21 protein-coding genes and 1 tRNA gene are annotated in these 23,819 nt (G+C 66.3%); 11 read left to right on the top strand and 11 right to left on the bottom strand.

What is annotated here, in order from left to right; genetic code table 11:
* The first annotated feature begins 41 nt into the window (after window positions 1-41).
* Window positions 42-117: transfer RNA gene (locus P1X14_RS13770), tRNA-Val, on the top strand.
* A gap of 14 nt (window positions 118-131) precedes the next feature.
* On the opposite strand, the gene P1X14_RS13765 is transcribed toward P1X14_RS13770, so the two are convergent.
* Together P1X14_RS13765 and P1X14_RS13760 are read right to left on the bottom strand one after the other, a co-directional pair.
* A complete protein-coding gene (locus P1X14_RS13765; protein ID WP_277315956.1) occupies window positions 132-500 on the bottom strand; it encodes a hypothetical protein in 369 nt (122 codons plus the stop codon).
* Window positions 501-683: 183 nt separating this feature from the next.
* Window positions 684-1,262: a helix-turn-helix transcriptional regulator gene (locus P1X14_RS13760; protein ID WP_277315955.1), complete on the bottom strand. Its 579-nt coding sequence runs from the start codon at window positions 1,260-1,262 to the stop codon at window positions 684-686.
* A gap of 96 nt (window positions 1,263-1,358) precedes the next feature.
* Here P1X14_RS13760 and P1X14_RS13755 point away from each other — a divergent pair, with 96 nt between their 5' ends.
* Window positions 1,359-1,826 (top strand): DUF6456 domain-containing protein, encoded by a 468-nt coding sequence (locus tag P1X14_RS13755; protein WP_277315954.1) that lies wholly within the window; start codon window positions 1,359-1,361, stop codon window positions 1,824-1,826.
* Between the two features lie 12 nt (window positions 1,827-1,838).
* On the opposite strand, the gene P1X14_RS13750 is transcribed toward P1X14_RS13755, so the two are convergent.
* Window positions 1,839-2,537 carry a hypothetical protein gene (locus P1X14_RS13750; RefSeq protein ID WP_277315953.1) on the bottom strand — a complete coding sequence of 233 codons (699 nt, stop codon included), beginning with the start codon at window positions 2,535-2,537 and terminating at the stop codon, window positions 1,839-1,841.
* A gap of 136 nt (window positions 2,538-2,673) precedes the next feature.
* Between P1X14_RS13750 and P1X14_RS13745 the strand changes: the two genes are divergently transcribed.
* From P1X14_RS13745 to P1X14_RS13715, 7 genes are all read left to right on the top strand, one after another.
* Window positions 2,674-3,348, top strand: a complete 675-nt coding sequence (locus tag P1X14_RS13745) for a glutathione S-transferase family protein (protein WP_277315952.1) — start codon at window positions 2,674-2,676, stop codon at window positions 3,346-3,348.
* A 32-nt stretch (window positions 3,349-3,380) separates the two neighbouring features.
* Window positions 3,381-4,289 (top strand): diaminopimelate epimerase, encoded by a 909-nt coding sequence (gene dapF, locus P1X14_RS13740; protein ID WP_277315951.1) that lies wholly within the window; start codon window positions 3,381-3,383, stop codon window positions 4,287-4,289.
* Between the two features lie 124 nt (window positions 4,290-4,413).
* A complete protein-coding gene (locus P1X14_RS13735; RefSeq protein ID WP_277315950.1) occupies window positions 4,414-4,620 on the top strand; it encodes a hypothetical protein in 207 nt (68 codons plus the stop codon).
* Between the two features lie 179 nt (window positions 4,621-4,799).
* The gene (locus P1X14_RS13730) at window positions 4,800-6,386 is read left to right on the top strand and encodes a DUF4173 domain-containing protein (protein ID WP_277315949.1); all 1,587 of its coding nucleotides are present in this window, start codon (window positions 4,800-4,802) and stop codon (window positions 6,384-6,386) included.
* A 14-nt stretch (window positions 6,387-6,400) separates the two neighbouring features.
* Window positions 6,401-7,105: a response regulator transcription factor gene (locus P1X14_RS13725; RefSeq protein WP_277315948.1), complete on the top strand. Its 705-nt coding sequence runs from the start codon at window positions 6,401-6,403 to the stop codon at window positions 7,103-7,105.
* Complete coding sequence (locus P1X14_RS13720) at window positions 7,041-8,690, top strand: HAMP domain-containing sensor histidine kinase (RefSeq protein WP_277315947.1); 1,650 nt, start codon at window positions 7,041-7,043, stop codon at window positions 8,688-8,690. The genes P1X14_RS13725 and P1X14_RS13720 overlap by 65 nt, the downstream gene beginning before the upstream one ends.
* On the top strand, window positions 8,690-9,382 hold the full coding sequence (locus P1X14_RS13715) for a hypothetical protein (protein WP_277315946.1): 693 nt from the start codon (window positions 8,690-8,692) through the stop codon (window positions 9,380-9,382). The genes P1X14_RS13720 and P1X14_RS13715 overlap by 1 nt, the downstream gene beginning before the upstream one ends.
* On the opposite strand, the gene P1X14_RS13710 is transcribed toward P1X14_RS13715, so the two are convergent.
* The 3 genes from P1X14_RS13710 to P1X14_RS13700 are packed head-to-tail and all read right to left on the bottom strand — an operon-like array spanning window position 9,372 to window position 13,944.
* On the bottom strand, window positions 9,372-11,642 hold the full coding sequence (locus P1X14_RS13710; protein ID WP_277315945.1) for a penicillin acylase family protein: 2,271 nt from the start codon (window positions 11,640-11,642) through the stop codon (window positions 9,372-9,374). The two genes, P1X14_RS13715 and P1X14_RS13710, sit on opposite strands and share 11 nt — an antisense overlap.
* Before the next feature lie 54 nt (window positions 11,643-11,696).
* The gene (locus P1X14_RS13705; protein ID WP_277315944.1) at window positions 11,697-12,767 is read right to left on the bottom strand and encodes an alanine racemase; all 1,071 of its coding nucleotides are present in this window, start codon (window positions 12,765-12,767) and stop codon (window positions 11,697-11,699) included.
* A 4-nt stretch (window positions 12,768-12,771) separates the two neighbouring features.
* Complete coding sequence (locus P1X14_RS13700) at window positions 12,772-13,944, bottom strand: cupin domain-containing protein (protein WP_277315943.1); 1,173 nt, start codon at window positions 13,942-13,944, stop codon at window positions 12,772-12,774.
* 124 nt (window positions 13,945-14,068) lie between these two features.
* Between P1X14_RS13700 and P1X14_RS13695 the strand changes: the two genes are divergently transcribed.
* A complete protein-coding gene (locus tag P1X14_RS13695; protein ID WP_277315942.1) occupies window positions 14,069-14,989 on the top strand; it encodes a hypothetical protein in 921 nt (306 codons plus the stop codon).
* 107 nt (window positions 14,990-15,096) lie between these two features.
* Here the strand turns inward: P1X14_RS13695 and P1X14_RS13690 are convergent, their stop codons facing one another.
* From P1X14_RS13690 to P1X14_RS13670, 5 genes are all read right to left on the bottom strand, one after another.
* Entirely contained in the window at window positions 15,097-16,146 is a 1,050-nt protein-coding gene (locus tag P1X14_RS13690) for a TIM barrel protein (RefSeq protein WP_277315941.1), read from the bottom strand.
* A 14-nt stretch (window positions 16,147-16,160) separates the two neighbouring features.
* Window positions 16,161-17,390 carry a hypothetical protein gene (locus tag P1X14_RS13685; RefSeq protein WP_277315940.1) on the bottom strand — a complete coding sequence of 410 codons (1,230 nt, stop codon included), beginning with the start codon at window positions 17,388-17,390 and terminating at the stop codon, window positions 16,161-16,163.
* A gap of 25 nt (window positions 17,391-17,415) precedes the next feature.
* A complete protein-coding gene (locus P1X14_RS13680) occupies window positions 17,416-18,615 on the bottom strand; it encodes a YncE family protein (RefSeq protein WP_277315939.1) in 1,200 nt (399 codons plus the stop codon).
* 24 nt (window positions 18,616-18,639) lie between these two features.
* Window positions 18,640-19,512 carry a cupin domain-containing protein gene (locus tag P1X14_RS13675; RefSeq protein WP_277315938.1) on the bottom strand — a complete coding sequence of 291 codons (873 nt, stop codon included), beginning with the start codon at window positions 19,510-19,512 and terminating at the stop codon, window positions 18,640-18,642.
* A 63-nt stretch (window positions 19,513-19,575) separates the two neighbouring features.
* A complete protein-coding gene (locus P1X14_RS13670) occupies window positions 19,576-22,512 on the bottom strand; it encodes a TonB-dependent receptor (RefSeq protein WP_277315937.1) in 2,937 nt (978 codons plus the stop codon).
* A 258-nt stretch (window positions 22,513-22,770) separates the two neighbouring features.
* Between P1X14_RS13670 and P1X14_RS13665 the strand changes: the two genes are divergently transcribed.
* Window positions 22,771-23,721, top strand: coding sequence for an RraA family protein (locus P1X14_RS13665; RefSeq protein ID WP_277315936.1), 951 nt, complete (start codon window positions 22,771-22,773; stop codon window positions 23,719-23,721).
* The last annotated feature ends 98 nt before the right edge of the window (window positions 23,722-23,819 follow it).

Genomic DNA, 23,819 nt, shown 5'->3' with positions numbered 1-23,819 from the left:
GGGCGCGCAAACCGCCGTAAAAGCCCTGCTTCCGGCTGGATGGGCGCTTAGCTCAGTTGGTAGAGCATCTCGTTTACACCGAGAGGGTCGGCGGTTCGAGCCCGTCAGCGCCCACCATCATCCAGCGGATCTCAGTTCGAGGTGAAGACCGGCGCGCCCGCGGCGTTGAGCTTGATCGTCACATAGGCGTTGTCGCACACGTTGATATTGGTCCACACCAGCGACGTGTCGTCCGAGAAGGTCGCCTTCAGATCGTATTTGCAGCCATCGCCCTTGTCGAAATGGATCGTGGTGCGGCCGCCATTCTTGACCTCGGCATCGCGCTTGATCTCGGGATCGACCTTGTTGGGTTCCCACTTCGCGGCGCCAGCGGCCGAAATCTCGAACGTCTTGATCGACTTGCCGCTGTTGTTGATCAGGATGAAATCCCAATCCTCGGCAAGCGCGGGAGCGGCCGCAAGGAAGGCGGCGGCGGCGAAGGCAGCGATCTTGTAGCGCATCAGTTACCCCTCCTGATTGTCCTGTCCGAATGCGCCTGTTTGCGCGCGGGAGCAAGCGTCTAAAGTCGTTTTCAGCGATGCTGAATCGGCACCAGCCCGCTCCCCCACCCGGCCTCCCACAGAGTATGCTGAAAGGGTGGCCGGGTGGGGGAGCGGGCTGGTGCCGTCTTTCTGAAAAAGCCTTTAAAGCGGTCGCACCAGACGGACCGCGCAGGCGATCCAGGCAGGGTCGGTCACGACCTGCTGGCGGGTGCCGGCGCCGAGTGGGAGCAGGTGCAGCTTGCCACCATTCTCACCGCTGCCTTCGCGCCCGATCAGGCGGCCGAACAGGAAACGGCCGGCGGGGCGGGGAACCAGCACGTCCCGGTTCATCGCGGTGGCGAACGCATCGGGCGCGAGTCGCTCGCACCAGATCTCGTCGCCCGCGCGATAGTCGCCGATCCCGCCCGAGACGGCGATCGCCACCATGCCGGGCGCAGCACGCGGTGGCGCGACATTGGCCTCGCGGCGCGGTGCCTGTGCTCCGCTGCCGTCTAGCAAGGCCGCCACCGGAATATCCGGCCGTTCGGGCAGTTTCACCAGATGCGCGGCATCGACTTCCAGCGCATCGGCGATACGATTGAGCCAGGCGACCGATACGGTGCGCGTGCCGGTCTCGAGGCGGCCGATCGTCTGGGCGGTGGTGGGCGGTACGCAGCGGCGGGCGACATCGTCGAGGGTCAGTCCCTTGGCACGGCGCACTTCGCGGATGGCGGTGATCATGACGGGCCGCTCCTAACCTTTTTGGTTTTTTCTCTGTCCTACAGATTTGCCTGTGTGGCAACCCGTTCGCGACTCGGAAAACTGCAGGAGGATGCGATGCGCGAACTGGCGGAACGGGAAATCGAAGGCGGACGGATCGTATCGGGAAGCGGTCCGCGCGGATCGCGGCGCGTGACGGTGAACCTGGCCGAGTCGCCACTCGGCTGGCTGCGCGCGCGGGGGCATGTCGATGCGCGGCAATTCGAGGCTGGCGAGCGGCTCCGCGCAGATTACGAGACCGCGGCGCTTGGCCCGCGGGTGACGATGCATTGGGACGCGGGTCCCCGATCGCGCGGCGCGCCGGAAGCGCTCGATCCGACATTGGCGCAGATCGCGGCGAAGCGGCGGTTCGATGCGGCGATCGCGGCGGCCGGGCCTAGACTGGTGGACATATTGTGGCGGGTGGTCTGCGCCTGCGAAGGCCTGCCGGTTGCGGAGAAAGCGCTGGGCTGGCCGGCGCGGGCGGGCAAGCTGGTGCTGGGCATCGCGCTCGATCGGGTGGCGGACCATTACGGCCTGCGATGAGGCCGGTAATCGTCAGACGCTGCCGCGCAGGCGCGCCGGATTCCAGTCCGGCGTGCCGAAGCAATCGGTTCGCAGATCGCCGGGTTCGGTCCAGGCATCGAAGCCGAGCGCGGCGGTGAGGCGTGGAATGATGACGGATATCTCGTCGCGGACACGAGCCGCGCTGGCCAGCAACTGCGCGCGGTCGACCTCTAGATTCGCATATTCCTCCCCATCGTCGGGATCGGCTTGGTACAGGTGAAACCGCTCCCCACGCCGGACCATCTTGCTCATCCAGCCTTGATCGATATCGAACCATTCCTCACCGCCGTCACCGGCCTGTTTCAGCCAGTCAAAGACGCGCTCCATTTCCCGCCACGTATCGTACCAAGGGAAGGAGCAAGCCTCCGCGCCTCCGGCCGAGATCCACAACCGCATCCAGAAATAGGTGTCGAGGCCCGGTTCGTCGCAGTCGAGCAGGACCGCGCGTTCGACGATGTCGCGATAATGGGCTGCGAGCGCTGACTCGTGTCCAAGGACCGATCGCGTATCGAACCGGTCGATGCCCTCCGGCGGCGCGAGCGGCTGACGATAGGCGGGGTCGTCCAGCTGCTTCCAGTCGTTCGGATCGCCGATGTAGAAATGATCGCTTACCATGAAGCAGATACGGAGTTCGGGGTCCGCCGCCGGAACCGATCGTCCGATCCAGCTGTCGTCATTCAGGTCGATCATTTGGCCGGCTCCGTACCGATGAACAACGGTACACCACAATCTTGCACAGCGGGCGCGGCGTGTCCCACTGAATCCAGTTGCTTAATGCAACTTAAGTGATAGGATCGCCACCAATCAAACCAGAGAGGATGCGGCCATGATCGTCTTCGGATCGACTTTATCTCCCTATGTTCGCAAGGTGATGGTGTTCGGCGCCGAAAAAGGGCTGTCACTGGAACTGCAGGCTGCCGGCCTTGGCCGTGGCGGGCCGGAGTTCGCGGTGGCGAGCCCGTTCGGCAAGATGCCGGGGTTTCAGGACGATGACTTCCTGATCTCCGATTCGACGGCGATCGTGACCTATCTCGAAGCCAAATATCCCGATCCGAACCTGATCCCCACGGATCCGCGGGCGCGGGCGCGGACGATCTGGTTCGACGAGCTTTCCGATACGATCATGATGGCGGCGAGCGGCGCGATCTTCGGCAATCGCTTCGTGCGGCCGCGCGTGCTGAAGATGCCGTGCGATCTCGCCGCGGCCGATGCCGCCGAGCGGGACCAACTGCCACCGATTTTCGACTATCTCGAGACGCAGATGAGCGCGAGCGGCTTCCTGGTCGAGGACCGGCTGACGCTGGCCGATATCTCGATCGCCAGCCCCTTTGCGACGCTGGGTTGCATCGATTGCAAGGTCGATCCGGCGCGCTGGCCGAAGACCGCGGCCTATATCGATGCGATCCATGCGCGGCCCAGCTTCGCACCGATCATCGCGCAGGATCAGGCGATCGTGACCGCGATGGGCGGGCCGATGCTGGAAATGGTGATCGCGGAATAGCAATGTTCGCATGCTGCTCCTAAGTGGGCGGCATGCGCTTCGCTTTCGTCAAATGCCATGGATCGGGGAACGACTTCCCGCTGATCGACGCCCGCGACCTCGCTCTGTCCGATGCGGACTGGGCGGTGGTGGCGCGCGCGCTGGCGGATCGCGAGGGGCCGGTGGGTGGCGACGGACTCCTTCTGCTGACCGCGGGCGATGACGCGCATGCGTTCGGCATGCGGATGTTCAATTCGGACGGCTCGGAAGCCGAGACCTGTCTCAACGGCTTGCGCTGCGTGGCGCGCGCCGGTTTCGAGGCGTTGGGGCTGGACGCCGCGCGGGTGAAGCTGAAGACCAGCAGTGCCGATGTCGCGCGAGAAGCACCACTGGCGCCCGGCGTGGTGACGGTGCGCACGGTGGCGGCAGCGACGACCGATCCCGCCGATGTCGGGCTGACCGGGCCGGTGAGCGAATTGCCGAGCGCACGAGCGTTCACCGCGGTTGCCATCCCCAATCCGCATCTGGTGACCTTCGTCGACAAGGTCGACGAAGCCGAGCTGGTGACGCTTGGCGAATGGTGCGAGGCGGGACCGGCACTGATCCCGGGCCGGGCGAACGTGTCGTTCGTCGAGTTGCGCGGGCAGGACCTCTATGTCCGCACCTTCGAGCGCGGGGTCGGACTGACCGACAGCTGCGGCTCTGCGATGGCGTCCTCGGTGTTCGCAGCGGGGCTGACCGGGCGGGTGCCGTTCGGGACTTCGACCACCGTGTTCAACAAGGGCGGGCTGGTGCGCGGATCGGCGACGGCGGACGGCATCGTGACGATCTCGGGCAACGCCACCTTCCTCTACGACGCCACCGTCGAGATCTTGGATGGCCGCGCTTTGCCGCCGGTGGTGCATGCCCGGCGAGAGGACGAAGCGCAGGCATGGCACGACGCGCTGGCCGGTCTGGTATAAGTTACGGAAACGTCACGGCTTTATTTCGCATGGCGTGGAGCGCGGCGGCATCCGGCACGTTCTGACTGCATCCCGAAAACGGGCGCGGCGAAGGCCCCTTCGCCGAAGCGCATAGGAGCGGACAATGGCCGACAACCAGAACGAGCAGGACCGGAACCCCGGCGGACAGCAGCAGCAGGACCGCCAGCAGGGCGTGGACCAGCAGCAGAACCAGCAGAATCGTCAGCAGGATGGCGGCGAAGGTGCCGAGATCAGCGACGAGGACGATCAGGACAATTCGGGCGGCCAGGGCAACCAGGCCGGCGGCGGTGGCAACGACCAGAGCCGCTGATCCCCGATCGATGTCACGCGGAGAGGGCCGCCCCATGCCGGGGCGGCCCTTTTCGTGTCGGTGCCGGATGCCGGCCGGAAATGGCCCTGCATCGAATCTGCATAAATTCAGCACCGGCATCGCCGGAGCGTCTCGATCCGCGCCCGCCACAGCTCTGCGCGACAGCGATGGAGACGCGCATGACCATTGGACGCAAATCGAGACCTGCCAGCTTTGCGGCCAAGCTGGTGGCGGCGCTGGCGTTGGCCGCGCTGGCCGACTGGCTGTTCTACCGGCAATATTCGGGTGCGACGGTCGGGCTGTTCGCCTTCGCATGGGCGGCGGCGATGCTGATCGTGGTCAAGCCGGTGCGGCGGCGCTGGGGGGCATTCGTCGCGATGCTGGCGGCCTTGTATTTCGCCGCGACGCTGATCGATTATCCGGGGCTGCTCGGCTGGAGCCTGTTCTGGGTTTCGCTGTCGAGCGCGGCGTTGCTCACCCGGTTGCGGTTCGACGATGCGTGGCGCTGGGCACAGCGGCTGCTGCTCCATGTCTCGCTCGGGATCATCCGCCCATTCGGCGATGCGGTGCGGCGCCTTCGCGTGCGCGGGCCGAGCGGGATGCCGAGCATCGGGCGGCTGGCGTCGATCCTGGCGCTGCCGGTGATCGGCGGCGCGGTGTTCGTCGCGCTGTTCGCCGGGGCCAATCCGCTGATCGGCGATCTGTTCGCCCGCATCCATGTCGACTCGCCGTTCTCGGCGATCCCGCATCTGTTCGTGACGGCGGCGGTGTTCATGGCGATCTGGCCGAGCTTCCGCCCGCATCCGCGCGCGACCAGCACCCGGGTCGGCGCGGCGTCGCTCGATGGGTTGATGCCGCGCGTGCCGCTGGCTTCGATCATCTTGTCGCTGATCACCTTCAACCTGATCTTCGCGGTGCAGAATGCGCTCGACGCGGTGTTCCTGTGGAGCGGGGCGCCACTGCCGGGCACGATCACCATGGCCGATTATGCCCATCGCGGCGCCTATTCGCTGATCGCGACCGCGCTGCTCGCCGGCCTGTTCGTGCTGACCGTGCTGCGGCCGGACAGCGAGAGCGCGAAGCGGCCGGCGATCCGGCTGCTGGTGGCATTGTGGGTCGCGCAGAATCTGATGCTGGTCGCGTCCAGCATCCTGCGCACGCTCGACTATATCGGCTCCTATTCGCTGACCGAGCTGCGCATCGCCGCGCTGGCATGGATGGTGCTGGTCGGGATCGGGCTGGTGCTGATCCTGTGGCGGCTGCTGACCGGGCGGACCGCGGCCTGGCTCATCAACGCCAATGCGCTGATGGCCGGGCTGGTGCTGGCGGTCTCCTGCGCAGTCGATTTCGGGGCGATCGCGGCACAGTGGAATGTGCGCCACGCCCGCGAAGTCGGCGGCAAGGGGATCGAGATCGATCTTTGCTATCTGCGCCTGCAGGGTCCCCCCGCACTGCTGCCGTTGATCGAGCTGGAGGGCCGGGTCGCGGGCCAGCCGCTGCTGCTCGACCGGGTCCGCGCGATCCGCGCCCAGGCGCTGGACGACATGATACTGGCCCAGTCCGACTGGCACAGCTGGACCTGGCGCAATGCGCGGCGGCTCGATCTGGCGCTGCGTCAGCTGGGGCCGAACCCGGCCGCGCCGCGCCCGGTACAGGCGCGCAATTGCGACGGCAGCGAGATCTATGTGCCCGAGGCGGAGGCGCGCGAGATGATGCCCGGCGCATCCGCCAACATGCAGACGCCGTTGACGCAGGAGGGCCGATAATGGTCAGTACGCCCATGCCCCGCACGATCCTGGTCGTCGACGACGATCCCCATATCCGGCAGCTGCTGGTCTTCGCGCTCGCCAAGGCCGGGCTGGAGTCGATCGAGGCCGGGGACGGCGAGGAAGCGCTGGCGCTTGCCGCGTCGCATGCGCCCGATCTGGTGGTGCTCGACATCAACATGCCGAAGATGGACGGGCTGGAAGTGTGCCGTCGCCTGCGCGCCGAAGGTGAGATGCCGATCCTGTTCCTCTCCTCGCGCGACGACGAGATCGACCGGGTTCTGGGGATCGAGCTGGGCGCCGACGATTATGTGGTGAAGCCCTTTTCGCCGCGCGAAGTGGTGGCGCGGGTGGTGGCGATCCTGCGCCGCGCCGCTGCCCGCGCGCCCGAGGGCGACAAGGCGGCGCCGGCGATACGCCACGCCAAGCTGGCGCTCGATCTGGACGGGTGGCGTGCCGAATGGGCCGGGACCGAAGTGGCGCTGACCGTCACCGAATTCTCGATCCTGCGCGTGCTGGCAACGACCCCGGCCAAGGTGTTCAGCCGCGATGCGATCATCGACCGGCTGCACGGCCCGAGCTTCGCTGTGACCGACCGGACGATCGACAGCCATATCCGCAACCTGCGCGGCAAGTTCACTGCGGTGGGCGGGCATGACGTGGTCGAGACCCGGGCGGGCGTGGGCTACCGGCTGGGGCCGTGTAGCGGCGCATCGTGACCGCTTCGCCGTGATCACCGCGCTGAAGGATCGGATCAAGCGGCACTGGCCGCCCCTGAAGCTGCGCACGATCCTGTTCGCCACCCTGTTCTTCGTCGCGGCGCTGCCGGGGATCGGCGCGGTGTTCCTGCGCGTCTATGAGAACACGCTGGTGCGGCAGACCGAGTCCGAGCTGATCGCGCAAGGGTCCGCGCTGGCCGCGACCGCGCGAGCGATGTGGCCGGGCGCGACCCTGGCCGATCCGGACCCCAATCTCTTCTATCCCGAACTGCCGCGGATCGACCTCAATTCCACGCCGGTACTGCCCGAACGCCCGGCGCCATCGGGTCCGGCAAGACCGCTCGATCCCGCGGCGGCGCAGGCTTTTGCGAAGCTGCATCCGGTGATGGGCGTCACCCGCCAGACCACGCTCGCCTCGATCCTGCTGCTCGACCGGACCGGGCGGATCACCAGCGACGGAATGAGCTATGCCGATCTGCCCGAGGTGCGCGCGGCGTTGGCCGGGCGGCCCGATACGGTGCTGCGGCGCAATGGCGATTACCGACCGGTCTATGCGCTGGAATGGCTGTCGCGCGCAGCGGCGATCCGGGTGCATCATGCGCGGCCGGTGATAGTCGATGGCAAGGTGGTCGGCGTGCTGCTGTTCTCGCGGTCGGCACGGACCCTGTTCAAGGGGCTGTACGATGATCGCGGCAAGATCGCGTTCGGCATCCTGGCGATCTTCGCGATGCTGGTGCTTCTTAGCGGGTTGCTCTCGCGCGGTATCGCCCGGCCGATCGAAGCGCTGAGCGCGGCGACGCGGCAGATGGCGGCGGGGCGGGGCAGTGCACCGCAGGTATCGCCGACCGCTGCAATCGAGATCCAGGGGCTTTACCGCGACTTCGGCGTGATGGCCTCGGCGATCGACCGGCGCTCGCGCTACCTGCGCGATTTCGCCCATGCGGTGAGCCATGAGTTCAAGACGCCGCTGGCGGGCATTCGCGGCGCGATCGAACTGCTCGAGGATCATGACGAGACGATGAGCGAAGCCGACCGGCGGCGCTTCCTCGCCAATGCCGGCGCGGATGCGGCGCGGCTTTCGGCACTGGTGACGCGGTTGCTCGAACTGGCGAGGGCGGACATGACGCCGCACGATCTGGATGCAGTGACCTTGCTCGCCCCCGTGATTGCGCGGGTGGCCGACGCAATGCGTGGCGAGGACTTCGGGGTCGAACTGGACTTGGCGGACACTCTGCCCGCAGTATCGGTGCCCGAGGGGACGCTGGAGACGATCCTGACCACGATGATCGGCAACAGCCGTCAGGCGGGGGCATCGCTGGTAAGGGTGAGCGCGACCGGCGGCGATAGGGTGGCGCTGACCATCGGCGACGATGGCGCGGGCATTTCGGAAGCGGACCGGATCCGGATCTTCGAACCCTTCTTCACCACCAGGCGCGCCGAGGGCGGCACTGGCCTCGGCCTGTCGATCGTCGCGTCGCTGCTGGAGGCGGCAGGCGGGGCGATCCGGCTGGAGGCGGCGGACGGGCCGGGGACGTGCTTCACGCTGGATTTGCCGATCGCCGAACCGGAGCGCATGATCCCGTGATGCGCGCGGCGATCCTCTTTGCAACGGCCCTGCTGGCGGCCAGCCCGGTATCGGCGCAGGGCATGCGGCATTGGGCGCTGGGCAGGCCGTTGTTCGACACGGTGTTCGATCCCGAGCGCAACTTTCCCGATCTGGAGAAGGGCGGGGACGATCAGATGATCCTGACCGTTCAGACCAGCGCGCGCGACGATATGGCGCCCGCGATCAGCCTGGCCATCGCCTATCGCTGCATCACCATTTCGCCGACCAGTTGCCAGCCGACCTACACCGCGCGGATGCTGCGCGTGGCACCGGAGGCGAGCCAGTTCGAGGCGAGCGTGGCGATGCTCGTCCGGCTATCGAAAGCGAGCAATGACGGCGAAGCGCGTAGTGCGCTGGACGCAAGCAACCTCGAATGGGTCGAGGCGGATGTGCTGAAATGCGATGGCGGGCTCGATGCGCTGGAAGGCGTGCGCAAGGCGGACTGGTCGCCCGACCTGCACTACAAACTGCGCGCGGAACCCGAGATCATCATGCACCCGGCGATGATCCGGGTGACGATGCGCGGCGACGTCACCACGAGCAGCTACCGCGGCTGGGTGCTCGCGCCGGGCGTTCCGGCGGCCGTCCGCACGCTGATCGCCACGCTCGACAAATGCTGGAAGCCGTCGAGCGCGCCGAAGCCATGGGCGAGCGGCCCGATCATTCGCTGATCGTCACCGCCTCGCCCTGTTTCGCGGCGGCGACTTCCGCCGGGGTGAAGGGCAGGCGGATCCACTGTTTCTGCGCATAGGCACGCGTGCCGTCAGCATAATAGGGCGAATCCGAATTGGTCGATTGCGAATAGGCCAGCATCGATTCCGCCTCGGGCCCCTTCTCACCGAAGCTCACCACCTGGACATAGCTGGTGCCGTGATAGGGGGTGAGGGTGAAGGGCTTGTCCTTGTCGCTCGGCACGCTGCCCATCGCGTTGAGCACGCCGGCGCTGCCCGGGCCGCCATGGACCGGGATGCGCTCGCCGTTGCGCTCGACGAACTGGATGCTGCCCCAGGGGGCATCGAGCGCGACGCCGCGATCGCGCAGCTGCTGGGTCGCGGTTTCCAGCGCGGTGAGGATCGCGGCTTCGGCGGCGGGGTTGATCGTGTTCGGGGTGGTCGCCGGATGGGCCTTGTCGAACGGCACCGCGAACAGGTTCGGGATGCGGGCGGCAAGCTGCCAGAAGGAGAAGAACAACCAGGCGCCCTTGCTGTCGGCATTGGCGGTGCGATCCCAGCCCGCGAGCGCAGTGCAGGTTTCGGCCAGCGTCGCGCGGGTCGAGCAGATCTTCAGGATATCGGGCAGATATTGCGCGGCATACACGCCGTTCGCCATGGCCAGCGCCTTGGCCTTGTCCGGCCCGATCGACCCGGCCGCACGCGCTGCCTCGAGTTCGGCAATGCCTGAACGGGTACGCAGATTCTGCCGCACGCCCCATGGCCCCAGCATCGGCGACAGTTCGGCATGCGGCGCATTGGGGTTCGCCAGCCAATAGCTGTCGTTCGAGTTCTGGACATAGTCGCGGCGGATAACGACCGCCTGGGCCGAGAGCGGGAGCAGGCCGGGCGCCGGGGTGGTGGCGTCGACTTCCCAGTCGCAGGCGGCGCGGGTGCCGTCGAGCAGTGCGACGCCCTGCCCGCGCGCCAGCGGCGACTTGCCCGAGGGTGCCGGGCATTCGGCGGCTTTCGCGGCGGAGATGTTGGGTACCGCGGTGACGTCGGCATACATCGCATTGCCCTCGGCATCGGCGGCAATGGTGTTGACCCAGGGAATGCCGAGCGTCTTGCCGATCGCGTCGCGCACTTGGCCGACATTGCGCGCGCGGGCCACCGCCAGCCAAGCATCGCCCGAACGCAGATTGCCCTGATTGGCGTCGCGCAGCGCATAGGCGGTGGTCGCCGACCAGCCGAAGCCGACGCTGGGCATCGCGGCGACCGGGCCATAGCGGGTGGCGTAGAGCGTGCGGGTGACCGGCGGGCCGTCCTTCACCTCAATGGTGACGGTGCGCGAGGTCATCTTCTCCGGCTTGCCGTCGATCAGGTAGCTGGTCGGATCTGCGGAATCGAGCTTCAGTTCGTGCAGGGTGAAGTGGCTGGCGGTGGTGACGGTGTGTGTCCAGGCGATCGACTTGTTGAAGCCGATGCCGACGGTGGGCATGAACACCAGCCCGCCGCCCATCACGTCGAACTTGCCGGGAATGGTCAGATGCAGGCGACGGAAGCGGTTCTGCCCCGCCCATGGGAAGTGCGGATTGCCAACGACCATGCCGCGCTTGTTCGCGGTCACATCCGCGCCGAACGCCCAGCCGTTGCTGCCCAGACCGATATTCTGCGCGGTGTCGGGGAAAGAGAGATCGTTGCTCGCGGTCTTCGGCGCATTGGGCGGCGCGGCGGTCGCGATCTGGCGTGCCATCGTCGCCGAGCTGATCAGCGTCATCGCCGAATTGACCATCAACAGCATGTCGTCGCTTGAGATCGGCTTCAGCCAGGGCTTGCCGCGGCACTCGGGTCCAAAGCCCTCGGGATGGTCGCGCAGATAGCGGTTATAGCCGAGCCGGAACCCCTCCATGATCGCGCGATTGTCGGCGCTGGTCTTCGCCTGAGCAGCGCGCAGGGCGGGCAGATCGGCGATGGCGGCGCGATAGAGATCGCTTTCCAGATTGGGGGCATCGCTGAAGCCCACCACCGTGGTCGCGGTCGCGCCGAAATATTTGGAACGCTCACCGCGGACCGAGACGAGCGTGTCAGCGATGACGCAGCCATTGTCCTGCGCGGCGGCATAGCCAGAGCCATAGCCGAGGCCCGCCATGTTGCGCGCGGTGATGTGCGGCACGCCCTGCTCGGTGCGGACGATGGTCGCCTTGTAGCGCTGGGCGAGGGCCGGAGTGGTGGCGCAGCTTGCGGCAAGCGTGGCGAGCAACAGGTGGCGCGGCTTCATGGCATGTCTCCCCGGCGATTTTGCCGGGGAAGGTAACGGGCGGGCGGGCGCTGTCTAGGTGTTGCGGCCGCGCGCATGGATCGGCCAGCGGTCGATCACATGGTCGCCTTCGATGATATGATAGGCGTCGTGGAGATTGACCGTCGGATCGCAATGCGGCGGCTGGAGCGTGACGCGCTCGCCGAGCGCCGGCAGGGTGTCCGCGACCAGCGCGCCGTGTTCGTCGCCCATGAAGCGATAGGTTGCGCCGGGCCAGAGCGGGCGCGGTGGTCCCGCATCGGTGGCCATCGCCTTCAGCCCGGCGTCGATGGTGACATGGGTGGTGTGGTTGGCGCTGATGACGGTCGCGTCGAGGAACAGCGCGCGTTCGAAGGCAGGGGCGCCGCCGCCGCTCAGCTCGCAATCCTCATATTCGCGGTCGAGGAAGATGTAGGAGCCGCACTGCAACTCGGTCAGCACGCCGAGTTCGGCGTCGATGGCGAAACTGCCGGTGCCCGCGCCGGTAACGACCGGGATTTCGTGCCCCGCTGCCCGCAATGCTTCGAGGATGGTGGAGAGATAGCCGGTCAGGTCGCGGACGGCGGCGAAACGGTCTTCGCGGCGCGCGATATGCTGTTGCGAGCCGCAATAGAATTGGACGCCGCCCAGCCGGAGATTGGGTAACTCCGCGATCGTTGCGGCCAGTGCCAGCGCGGCTTCGGGGCTGGCCACGCCGGTGCGGTGCACGCCGGGATCGACATCGATGAAGACGGTCAGCGGGCGCGTGGCGGCGCTCGCCAGCATCGCGGCATTGGCCGGATGATCGACGACGACCGACAATGCGATCCGCGCTTCGAGCGCGATCAGCCGGGCGATGGCGTCGGGGCGCACCACCGGCGAGGTCAGGTGGATATCGTCGATGCCCTCGGCCGCCAGCGCCTCGGCTTCGGCGAGCTTGGCGCAGCAGATACCGGCCGCACCCGCGGCGATCTGGCGGCGGGCGATCTCGGCGCTCTTGTGGGTCTTGGCGTGCGGACGGAGCGCAAGGCCGCGTGCGGCGGCGAACCCGGCCATCGCCGCGATGTTGCGGTCCATCGCCGCGGCATCGAGGATGAGGGCGGGGGTGGGCAGATCGGTGCGCAGCATCGGTTCAGTCCTGTTCTACCAGGAAGACGCCGGCACGGGCCAGCACCGCCAACGCCTTGCGCAGATCGGCGGCGCGCTCGGGCTTCACCTGCGCGACCAGTTCCGAAACCGGTACGGCGGCCGTGTCGCTCAGCAGCGCCAGTGCCGGGACAAGATCGGCGGGCACGACATAGAGCTTCCCGCCCGCGACGAATTCGGCATTGGCGCCGATGGTGGCGAAGGCGAGTTTGTGCGCGCCGCCGAGACGGACCTTGCTGGCGTCGGTCAGGGCCGCGAGCTGCTGATAGGGACCGCCGGGCAGGTTCACGCGGGTGCGCGGGAAGCTTTCGGCTTCCCATTGGCGGCGGAAGGTGGCGATCAGGTCGTCGCTCAGGGCCTCGCTCATCAGCGTGCGCAGGCTTGCGATCCGCGCCGCCTGTCCGGCCGCATCGTCGAGCGCGGGCAGGTCCTCGCGCAGTTCGGCATGGCGGCGCAGGGTCGCGGCGACCCAGCGGGCCAGGTCGATGCCGTTGGGCTGGACGGTGGTGAAGGTCAGATGCAGGCTCGGTTCGTCGACCGGCCATGCCATGTGCCACCAGCCGCGCGGGATATAGAGCGCGTCGCCATCCTCGAGCATGCCGTCCCAGAGTGGCGGGCCGGTGGGGCGCGCGGGCGCTTCGACATCGTCCTGCAGCGGGTGCAGCCGGGTCGGCGCGAACACCTGCCAGCGCTTGCGGCCGCCGAGCTGGAGGATCATCGCTTCCTGACTGTCCCAGTGCAGGTCGAAGCCGTTCTGGGCGAACCAGCCGGCATAGAGATTGACGTAATTGCCGCTGCGGAAGACGTCGCGGAACGAGTCCGACAAAGCGCGGATGCGCGGGGCCAGCTCCTCCGCCGCGTCGAGGATCAGCGTCGCGCCGCCGGCCAGCGCGGTGGCGAATTTCGCGGAATCGAGCCGTGGCGTGCCGCCGAGACCTGCCGACAGATAGCGCGACGGATCGAGCGGCTGGCCGCCCTGCACCAGCTTGAAGCGCGGCGGGGCAAGGCGATGCTGCTCAAGGATCGCGCTCAACTCGTCCCAGCCGATCAGTCCGGCGAAGCGCCCCGGCGTGCCGGGGATGCGCAGGAACGACTTGCCGTGATGATCGGCGAGGAATTGCTCCCGGCTGAGCGGCGCGACGACCTGATCGAATTCCATGCGCGATCCTAACCCGGCATCCGGCCCCGGCAAGCGAATCCACTATGCATACATATTATCAATAATGTATACATTTGTTCGGCGACCGCGGCAGGAGCGCGCGGCGTCAGGAGAGGAGACGGAGATGATCCAGCGCAGATCCCTGCTGGGATTGCTGGCTGCCGCGCCTGCGGCTGCAGCACTTCCCCGGATGGCGGCGGCGAAGAACCGCCGCGATGTTTCGAACGTGAAGACGCGGCCCTCGGGGCCGATCGAGATCGTCTACAAGACGCCCCATGCCAAGCCCAACGGGCTGGACCTGACCAGCGAAGGGTTGTGGGTGATGGATCAGGGGCCGGACAACTGGATCTCGCTGATCGAGCCGGAGAGCGGCAAGCTGATCCGCGAGTTCAAGCCGCACAATGTCCGCGCCGCGAGCGGCATCTGTGTCGATGACGAGGACGGCACGATCTGGGTGGGTTCGACCTACAACCGGCTGATCGTGCATGTCGATCCGAAGACCAGCAACAGCATCGCCGCGTTCCAGACGCCGGGATCTGGGCTGCATTACCGGATGAAGGGCGATGCGCCCGGCCGCCGCTCGCCGCTGAAGCCCGCCTATCCCGAACAGGAGCCGCCGCCCTCGCCCGCTTTGCCCGGCAATGTGTCGCGGCTGGCCGATGGGCGCGTGCCGCTCGACTGGGAACAGGCGCCGCCGGGGACCGGCTCGCACTGCATCCTGCAAAAGGGCAAGCTGCTCTACATCACCGTGCCCAATGCCCGTACGGTGTTCGCGATCCACAAGGAAAGCTGGGAGGTGCAGAACTATTACTCGACCCCCGGCAACCGGCCGCATGACAAGACCTGGGCAGACAAGGACCGCAACTGGGTGTGGGCGTCGGATTCGAACATGAACTGCTTCTTCCTGACCAACATCAACACCGGGGAGGTGACCGAGCGCATCCAGCTGCCCGACAGCTCGCCGGTGATCCACGGCGCCAAGCTCTACAAGGGCTGGATGTATTGCTGCGACGATGTCGGCTGGATGTTCCGCTTCAAACTGTGAGGCGGACACATGAAGAAGGGGCCGGGAGCTGGGTTGCTCCCGGCCCCTTTTTGTTTGCCGGGGGGAGGCAAGGGGCCGGGAGGCGCTCAGGTCTCCGGGGGGGTGACCTAGAGCGGGATCTTCAGCGTGTTGACGATATAGTCGGCGGTGATCTTCGCGCTGTCCTTGGGCGCGCGCCACGGCGAGGCGTCCAATTCGACATTGAGGCAGCCGCGCCAGTCGATGCTTTCGAGATAGGCGACGATGCCGGGGAAATCGACGCCGCCATTGCCGAGCGGGAAGAAATAGGGATCGGCCATCTGGTCGTGGCCCATCTTCGGCACATTCTTGGTGCCGCCACGATCCTCGGGCTTGGTGTCCTTGAAGTGGAATTCATGGACGCGGTGGCCGAGCTTCTTCGCCAGCGCCAGCGGGTCCATGCCGGCCATGGTGATGTGGCCGGTATCGAGGATCAGGCCGACGAACTCGGGGTCGGTATTCTCCATCATGTACATCGTCTCATGCTCGTTCTGGAGCTGATTGCCGAGGTGCGGATGGATGCCGAAACGGATGCCGAGTTCGCCCTTGATGCGCTTGCCCAGCTCGTTGCAGGTGATCGCCATCTCCTTAAGGTCCGCATCGGTGGTGCCGGTGGGGCGGCGCGGGCCGAGATTGGTCTTCTGGTGCTCGCAGCCGAAACGGCGCGAGAAGCGGGTCATGTTGAAATGGCTGTCGATCACTTCCTTGCGTTTCGACGGATCGGCGAAGTCGGTCGACTTGCCGCCCTCGCCGCCGGTCACCGCAATGAACTGCGCGCCGATCGCCCACATGCGGTGCTGCAGCGCTTCCCATTCGTCGGGATAATACACGATGTGCGGCGGCGAATCCGGGCGGGTCCGCGCATTGGGTTGCAGCGGTCCGAAATAATTGCCGAAGATCTCGAAATAGCGGAAGCCGACTTCGCGGCCCTCCATGATCCCCTTCCACGGATCGCCTTCCCAGCCGCCGCGGGTGTTGGTGGTGTAGCCGATGCGGAACCGCTCCTGCAGCGGATAGATGGGGAAGCGCTTGAGTTCGTCGTGCGGGGCGGCAGCGGGCGCTGCCGAAGCCGCGAGCGGTGCCAGTGCTGCGCCGGCGGCGGCAACCGCGCCGGTACGGAAGAAGTCTCGTCTGTCCATGGTTCCGCTCCCGCTCAGCGCTTGCGCGACATGAAGGTGACCCGGCCGACACTGGTGTCGCCGGCCCACAGATTGTTGTTCACGTCGAACACCCAGTAGCTCGCCTCGATGAACTGGCCGGAGCCGATGCCCATGCCGTTGCCCACCGCGCCGATCACCTTTCCGGTGTTGCGGTCGAGCTTGAGGAACTGGCCGTCCTGGCCGCTGGCCATCCACGGATCGCCGTTGCGGTCGAACTGGATCGCGCAGACCAGATTCTCGGTCTGGAACGTGCGCAGATATTTGCCGTCGCCCGAATAGATGACGATGCGATAATCCTCACGGTCGCCGATCCACACGTCGCCGGTCCTGGGGTCGACGCCCAGTCCGTGCGCGTTGAGGAATTTGCCGCGGCCGACATTGTGGCCGAACCACTGGCGGATGAACTTGCCGTTCTTGTCGAGCTGAAGGATCCGCGCCGCGCCGATATTGTTGGTCGGATCGTCGGAATCGGTGACGTTGGGGCTTTCATTGCCATGGCCCTGCGCGATGTAGATGTCGCCGTTCTTGCCGAACGCGATCATCACCGGCTCCCACAAATAGCGCTGGCCCTTCTCCTCTACCCAGTCGCCCGGATGCCCGTCGGTGCCGATCGTCTGGAGCAGCTTGCCGTCGGGGCTGACCTTCTTGGCGGTGGCGCGGGCGGTGTCGAGGATCCAGACATTGTCCTGCGCATCCACCGCCATGCCATGCGCCTTGTCGGCATGTCCGATCACATCGTCGCCCACGGTCATGATGAGCTTGCCCGAGGGATCATATTTCAGCAGCTGCGGCTGGCCCGCGGGCTTGCGCTGGAAGACCCAGAGATTGTGCTTCGAATCGAGCGCCACAGCGGGCACGCCGCCAATGCCTTCGGGCAGGTGGATCGGATAGGTGAAGCGATAGCCGAGGGTCTGCGCCCACTGGACGCGCTGCATCTCGCCGCGCTTCGGGCCGTCGCGATTCTGGCAGACCACCGAACCGCGGCAGCCCATCATCGGGCGCGGCGCGGTGCTGGGCGGCGGCGCCGGACGCGGCAGCACGGTGACCACGCCATTGGCATCGACCGAAGTGCGCCCGCCCGGATCGGGGAAGGAGCCCTGCAGGAACCAGGCGGGCGTCTTGCCCACCGCCGGACCCTTGGTGGGCGGCACGCTTTGCGCGGCGGCGGTGCCCGCCATCAACATCGTTGCGGAGGCCAAAGCGGCCAGACCCAGATGCTTCATCTCACTCTCCCTGACGTTCTGAATCTTAGCGGCTGAAACGGGTGGTGATCGCGCCGGGGCGCGTATCGAACTGGATCTGCGCGGCCTTGTCCTCGACCAGCGACTTGCCGTCGAAGCGATAGACCTGGATCACCTTGGAGACGGCGCCTTGCAGCAGGATCGTGCGGCCATCCGGACTCCAGGTCGCGCCCTGGCCCCATTGGCCGGTCGTGGCTTCGGCGACCGGGGTGATCGACGCGCCGTTGACGCGATAGACCTTGATGACGCCGAACGGGCTGAACTGCGACGACGAAGGATTGGCCGAAGAGCCGTTGACCACCGTCACTTCGATATAGCGGCCGTCGGGCGACATCTCGACATGCTCGGGCGTGGGGCCGACCTGCACGGTGGTGACGATCTTGTTGGTGCGCAGGTCGATCGCGGTGATGGTGCCGATGCGCGCGCGGACCGGCTGGCCCGGCTCGGGGCGGGTCTGCGGCGCGTTCGGATCGATCGTGCCGAGCAGATTGGTGCTGTAGGCATAGCGGCTGTCGGGGCTGAACACCGATCCATAGGGGTTGCCGCCGGTCTGGAAGGTGATGCCGGTGTCGGTCACCTTGGTGCCATCGATCGCCAGCCGCCAGATATGGTTGCCGCGCCGCTGGGTGACCAGAGCGGTCTTGCCATCCGGTGAGATGGCGACGTCGCACGGCCCCAGTTCGGCGCTGAGCTGGACCTTGCCGACCAGCGTCAGGCGCCGGTTGGAGATCGAGAAGACCGAAACGGTACCGTCGCCGACCGAGGCGACCAGCGCCAGCGTGCCCTTGCGGTTGATCGCGACGCCGGTTGCGCCGGCACCTGCCTCGATCGTCTGGACCACCTTCGGATTCTTCGGATCGGTCAGGTCGATCACCGAGACCTTGCCGTCGGGCACGAACTTGGTGCCGTCGGCCGGATCGAGCTTCTGCGAGGCAGTGACGATCGCATAGCTGCCGTCGCGGGCCATCGCGATGCTGGTCGGCGGGCCGATCATGCTGACCGGCACCTCGACCGTAGCGATCACCCGCGGGTTGCGCGCGCTCAGGTCGATCACCGCGACGGTGTCCGGTTTCACATCGGTGGCGGGCTGGCCGAGACGCGGCTGCTTGCCGTCATTGGCCGAGACCGCGATCTGCGCATTCGCAGCGCCTCCGCACAGGCCCAGCACGGCACTCGCCATCGCGAGCGCACTCTTCGCGTTCCTCATCCCGTCCCTCCTTTGGCCCCGCGCTTATTTGCGCGGCGGCAGATTCGATCGCACCGCGAGGATGCGCGCCGGTTTTTTACCGGGCGTTGCGTCATTGTAGAAACCGACCGTGGCATTGGCCCGGTAGAAATAGGCATCGCCGGGCTTCGCCGGATATTTGCCCTCGATCCCGTTCATGCCGCTGCCCGCGACCATCTCGCCCGTCCCGTCGAGCAGGATGTAGATCTCCTCCTGCGTCTCGTGATGGTGCGGGAAGTTGGTGCCGCCAGGCTGGAACTCCATGACGAACAGGCTGATCATCACATGGCCGGTCGAGAGCCGGTCGCGCGTGCTGGTCGTGTCGCCCATCAGCAGGCGGTACAGCGTCGAGACCGGATGGCTGCCCACCGTCACCAGCGGCACATTGTCGATATTGTCGAGCTTGAGCGTATCCGGAACGGTCAGCTTCATCCCCTCGGGGATGGCGAAGCCCATCAGGATCGCGGTGACCGGTTCCTTGCCGCCGTTGAGGCCGAATTCGACCGTGGGCGGCAGGTACATGAAGTCGTTGGCCTTCACCGGATAGTCCTTGCCGCCGTACGAGACGGTGCCGGAGCCGGAGAGGATCACCAGCATATGCTCCTCACGGGCATAGCTGACCTTCGAACTGCGCCCGCCCGCGTCCACGCTGAGCTGGCCGAAGCGCGTCACGCCGCGCAGGATCTGGGAATTGTCGTCGCCTTCGCCGAACAGCGGCCGGTACTTCGCCGACGCGCTCGAGATGGGCACGGTCTTCACCGCCACATCGGGAACGAAGCGATGGAGGAAGGTGGGATCGACCTTGCGATCCGGATCGGATTGCGCTGCGGCGGGCATTGCGCCGAGCAGCATCAGGGGAACGGCCCAGGCCAGTTTCATATCACCCTCCACAAACGGAAATCGGCCCGCCTTCCCGGGGAGGGAGAAGGCGGGCCGAAACGGTCACCACTTGGCGCGGAGACCCACATTGACCACCCGGCCGAGCGGGTTCGATCCGAAGGGATCGTAGCCGTTGGCGTTGTTGAAGAAGGGCGGGTATTTGTTGAAGACGTTGTTCACGTCGAAATAGACTTCGGTGTCGCCGAGCGCGCCGCCCTTCGAGAAATTCCATCCGAAGTGCAGGTCGAACGTGGTCCAGGCCTTCACGATATCGCCGCCGCCCGAGACGTTGCCGTTCGCGTCGAGCACCAGCGGGTTGATCGTGCCGCTGCCCCAATTCTTGTACGAACCGACATGGTTCATGTAGAATTCGAGGCTGAAGCCGCCGTCGTTCTTCCACCCGATATTCGCGCGGCCCTGACGGGCGATCGACGGGAAGGTCGAGTTGATGCCGACCGAGTTCAGGATGTCGAACTTGGCACCGCCGACAAAGCCCTGATCGAACTTGATCAGCTCGGTGAGCGATCCGCCGATCTGGAACGTGCCGATGCCGGTGGTGAACTGATAGCCGACCGAGATGTCGAGGCCCTGGACGTCGAGGTCCAGCGCGTTCGACTGGGGACGGCGGAAGATATAATAGACCGTCGTCGGGAAGGCCGTGGTGATCGGCACGTCGTTGACCTGTGCGGCGATCTGCGCCTGGCTCGCCCCGGTCGGATAGATGGTCAGCAGATAGTTGAGCGCGCCGTTGTTCAGGATGCAGCTCGGTGCGCAAGGCGAGGTGATGCCGCCGCGAAGCTGGTTGTTGAACAGGGTCACCGAAGCGCGGAAGCCGGGCAGGAAACGCGGCGCGAAATCGACGCCGTACGACCAGGTGGTGCCGCGCTGCGGGCCGACATTCGGGTTGCCGGTGTCGACCACCAGGCCCTGAATGTTGTTGCCGATGGTGCAGAAGCCGCCCGAGCAGGAAATGCCCGGAATGTTGGCGACATCGGGGAAGCGGGCGATCGAGACCTGCGCGGTGGTGCTGGTCGAGGATGCGGTCGAGTTCGAATAGGTGCCGTAGAGCGGATCGCCGACCGAACGCATCGACGGCGCCACGAACGAGCGCGACCAGTTGGCGCGGAACTTCAGCCCCTCGACCACCTCGACATTCGCCGCGACCTTCGGATTGAAGGTGTCGCCGAAGTCGCTGTAATTGTCGAAACGGCCCTGGAAGTTGAGATCGACCTTGTGGAGGAAGGTCCCCATTTCGGGCGAGATCACCGGGATCAGGATTTCGCCGTACGCCGACTCCACATGCCGATCGAGCGGGAAGTAGCGCTGGGTCGACCCCAGGCTCGCCGGACCCGAATTGAGCGGACGGACCACGGTGGTGTTGAGCACCCATTGCTGGGCCTCGGCACCGATCGCGATGCGTACCGAACCGGCCGGCAGATCGAACAGCGCGCCGTCGATGCCGATGCGATACTGGCGCAGCTGGCTGACATGGCTGATCGAGGTGCGGCTGTCGGTCAGCATCGCGCGGACCGCAGCGGAGGTGCGGTTCGACGATGCCGGGTTCCACACGTCGAGCGCGTTGGCGGCGGTCAGCGGCAGGTTGAGCGGGATCAGGGTGGTGCCCGGAACCGGCTGGGTCGTGCTGCCGCCCGTCGTCGTCGTACCGTTCAGCGCCAGCGTCGCACAGCTGGTGCACAGTGCGCCTTCGGTGACGCTCGCGGTGCGATCCTCACCGGCCAGCGCCATGGCGGTCAGGCGGAAATTGTCGTTGATCCGCCATTCGAGGTTGGCGGTGGCGATCCAGGTCTGCGCGCCATTGTCGTTGAACGCGCCCGGCCCGAGCAGATCGTCGGCCTGCCAGCGGATCGTCTGGCGATCGCCCGCAGTAGTGCCGGCGACCACGCCCGGCGGGTTGACGTAGAAGGGGTTGGCCTGGGCGCCGGTGCGGAACACCGTCGCCTGAATGCCGCCGCGTGCCTGCTGCGTGATGGTGCGGCGATCCGAGTAAATGATGTCGCCCGACAGGGTCAGGCCCGGGGCCATTTCCTGCGAAACCTTGACCATCACATTGTAGCGGGTCTCGTCGCCGATGCGGTCGCCATAGGGCTGGTTGTCGCACGGTGCGTTCGCGGTGGTGTTGGCCACCGTCGAAGTCGCGGTCGGCGAGAGATAGATGCCCGACACGCCTTGCGGCTGGATCGTCGCGGGTGAGCAGTTGAAGCTCTGGAAGTTGGTGCCGCCCTCGTCGATATGGTTGGGCTGCAGATAGGGGCGGTTGGCATAGTCGTACGGCACCGCGTCGTTGTGCGAATAGCCGAAAGCGACCATTGCCGAGCCGCCTTCCCAGGTGGTTCCGCCCAGCAGGCCGGCGGCGCGGGTGCGGTAGCTTGAGCCGAAGCCGAACTGCGCGGTCGCCTGCACGCCTTCATAGCGCTTGCGGGTGATGAAGTTGACCACGCCCGCGACCGCGTCCGAGCCATAGGTGGCCGATGCACCCTCGGCGAGAACCTCGACGCGCTCCAGCGCGATCGGCGGCACGATGCTGGGATCGGGCAGCGCCAGCGAAGTGTGGCCGAGCGGGATGCGGTGGCCGTCGATCAGCACCAGCGTCGAGTTCGACGCCGACGAACCCAGGCTGTGGATGGTGGGGGCGTAATAGCTGTTGCCGGCATTCTGGCCGACGCCGGGGCTGCCCATGCCGGTGATGGCGGGCACGGCCTTCAGGATCTGCTGCGTGTTGATCGCGCCGGTGCTCTCGATCTCCTCACGGCCGACCGAGACGAGGTTGCCACCGACCGGCGGTGCGCCGCGAATGCTGGTGCCGGTAACGACGATTTCGCCGGTATCGTCCTGGTTCGCGCTGCCGTCGCTCGACGGCAGCGTGGCTTCGGCCGGATCCTGCTGTGCTGCAGTCTGTGCCAGCGCCATGCTTGGCCACGAAGCCGCCGCGATCAGCAAAAGCTTCGCCGCGCCCGTACGGCCGCTAAAGGATATCGCCATTTCCTCACCCTCCCAAACGGTTGTCTATTCCCGGGCGCCGGGGCCTTTTGACCCTTTTGACGCGGTCTGGATTCCTCCGTCCGCCCGATCCGTTTCAGTCCGTGCCGCCGCCTTCAACGATGAAATGCATACAACAGGCTGATTGTGTATGCATCTATCGATTCGGTTCGGCTGTCAACAGCCTGTAGCGTGATTGTATTGAAGATTCTGAAATTGTATGCAAGCTCGCAATGAGCCTTTGGAGAGGGGTTGGGCATAATGGGTATGCATGTTCTGCGGGTCGCGGCGATGGCCGCATCCTTGTGGCTGGCACAGGGGCTGGCGACGCCCGCCCAGGCCCAGATCCAGGCGAGCCGCGAAGAGATACTCTTCTATACCCAGCAATGGACCGGCGAGCGTTTCCCCGACGGGCGGCCCAAGGTTTCCGATGCGATTCTCGCGCGGCTGCTGGCGCTCAATACCGAGCAGGTGTGGGAGATATTGCGGCAGGAAGGCTATGCCAACCAGTTCGAGGGCGGCTTCCAGATGGTGCATGCCGACCGGCCGTTCGTCGGCCGCGCATTGACCGTGCAATATCTGCCCTCGCGTCCCGACATGGCCGGTGCGATCGGCGCGCAGGCGAAGAAGGAAGGGCGGGTCGGCAATCCCAACAGCTGGCCGATCGACATGCTGCAGGTCGGCGACGTCTATGTCGCGGACGGCAATGGCAAGGTGATCGACGGGACGCTGATGGGCGATAATCTGGGCAACACCATCTACGCGCGGTCGAGGACCGGCGTGGTGTTCGATGGCGGCGCGCGCGATATCGAGGGGCTGGCGGCGATCACCGGCTTCAACGCCTATGTCCGGGGCTTCGACCCCAGCTTCATCAAGGACCTGCAGATGGCGCGGATCAACGCGCCGGTGCGGATCGGGCGGGCGACGGTGCTGCCCGGCGATCTGGTGCTGGCGCGGCGCGAGGGGGTGATCTTCGTTCCCGCGGTAATCGCCGAGAAGGTGGTGCTGCGTGCCGAATATGTCGCGCTGCGCGATGCGTTCAGCCACGACATGCTGCGCCAGGGCCGGTTCAGCGCAGGCGCGATCGACCAGCGCTGGACGCCAGAGATCAATGCCGCCTTCCTCAAATGGGTCGACGAGCATCCCGAGGCGATGAAGATGTCGCGCGCCGACCTGACCCGCGTGATGCGCGAGATCGAGATCGATCATTGAGTTCGATCCGCTCACGCGGATGCGGCACCGGCCCGCTCCCCCACCCGGCCACCCATAGAATATACTTCCGTTGGGTGGCCGGGTGGGGGAGCGGGCCG

The organism is Sphingomonas sp. AOB5, assembly GCF_029433115.1.
Classification (GTDB): Bacteria; Pseudomonadota; Alphaproteobacteria; order Sphingomonadales; family Sphingomonadaceae; genus Sphingomonas.
This window is presented reverse-complemented; position numbering and strand designations above follow the sequence as displayed.

What these genes read in the sequence shown, in the direction of transcription:
- P1X14_RS13705 (WP_277315944.1), bottom strand. Translation starts at nt 12,767, where the DNA reads ATGCTGCGCACCGATCTGCCCACCCCCGCCCTCATCCTCGATGCCGCG.
- P1X14_RS13745 (WP_277315952.1), top strand. Translation starts at nt 2,674, where the DNA reads ATGATCGTCTTCGGATCGACTTTATCTCCCTATGTTCGCAAGGTGATG.
- P1X14_RS13760 (WP_277315955.1), bottom strand. Translation starts at nt 1,262, where the DNA reads ATGATCACCGCCATCCGCGAAGTGCGCCGTGCCAAGGGACTGACCCTC.
- P1X14_RS13675 (WP_277315938.1), bottom strand. Translation starts at nt 19,512, where the DNA reads ATGAAACTGGCCTGGGCCGTTCCCCTGATGCTGCTCGGCGCAATGCCC.
- P1X14_RS13735 (WP_277315950.1), top strand. Translation starts at nt 4,414, where the DNA reads ATGGCCGACAACCAGAACGAGCAGGACCGGAACCCCGGCGGACAGCAG.
- P1X14_RS13695 (WP_277315942.1), top strand. Translation starts at nt 14,069, where the DNA reads ATGATCCAGCGCAGATCCCTGCTGGGATTGCTGGCTGCCGCGCCTGCG.
- P1X14_RS13700 (WP_277315943.1), bottom strand. Translation starts at nt 13,944, where the DNA reads ATGGAATTCGATCAGGTCGTCGCGCCGCTCAGCCGGGAGCAATTCCTC.
- P1X14_RS13715 (WP_277315946.1), top strand. Translation starts at nt 8,690, where the DNA reads ATGCGCGCGGCGATCCTCTTTGCAACGGCCCTGCTGGCGGCCAGCCCG.
- P1X14_RS13665 (WP_277315936.1), top strand. Translation starts at nt 22,771, where the DNA reads ATGGGTATGCATGTTCTGCGGGTCGCGGCGATGGCCGCATCCTTGTGG.
- P1X14_RS13730 (WP_277315949.1), top strand. Translation starts at nt 4,800, where the DNA reads ATGACCATTGGACGCAAATCGAGACCTGCCAGCTTTGCGGCCAAGCTG.
- P1X14_RS13725 (WP_277315948.1), top strand. Translation starts at nt 6,401, where the DNA reads ATGCCCCGCACGATCCTGGTCGTCGACGACGATCCCCATATCCGGCAG.
- P1X14_RS13680 (WP_277315939.1), bottom strand. Translation starts at nt 18,615, where the DNA reads ATGAGGAACGCGAAGAGTGCGCTCGCGATGGCGAGTGCCGTGCTGGGC.
- P1X14_RS13755 (WP_277315954.1), top strand. Translation starts at nt 1,359, where the DNA reads ATGCGCGAACTGGCGGAACGGGAAATCGAAGGCGGACGGATCGTATCG.
- P1X14_RS13710 (WP_277315945.1), bottom strand. Translation starts at nt 11,642, where the DNA reads ATGAAGCCGCGCCACCTGTTGCTCGCCACGCTTGCCGCAAGCTGCGCC.
- P1X14_RS13750 (WP_277315953.1), bottom strand. Translation starts at nt 2,537, where the DNA reads ATGATCGACCTGAATGACGACAGCTGGATCGGACGATCGGTTCCGGCG.
- P1X14_RS13690 (WP_277315941.1), bottom strand. Translation starts at nt 16,146, where the DNA reads ATGGACAGACGAGACTTCTTCCGTACCGGCGCGGTTGCCGCCGCCGGC.
- dapF (WP_277315951.1), top strand. Translation starts at nt 3,381, where the DNA reads ATGCGCTTCGCTTTCGTCAAATGCCATGGATCGGGGAACGACTTCCCG.
- P1X14_RS13670 (WP_277315937.1), bottom strand. Translation starts at nt 22,512, where the DNA reads ATGGCGATATCCTTTAGCGGCCGTACGGGCGCGGCGAAGCTTTTGCTG.
- P1X14_RS13765 (WP_277315956.1), bottom strand. Translation starts at nt 500, where the DNA reads ATGCGCTACAAGATCGCTGCCTTCGCCGCCGCCGCCTTCCTTGCGGCC.
- P1X14_RS13720 (WP_277315947.1), top strand. Translation starts at nt 7,041, where the DNA reads ATGACGTGGTCGAGACCCGGGCGGGCGTGGGCTACCGGCTGGGGCCGT.
- P1X14_RS13685 (WP_277315940.1), bottom strand. Translation starts at nt 17,390, where the DNA reads ATGAAGCATCTGGGTCTGGCCGCTTTGGCCTCCGCAACGATGTTGATG.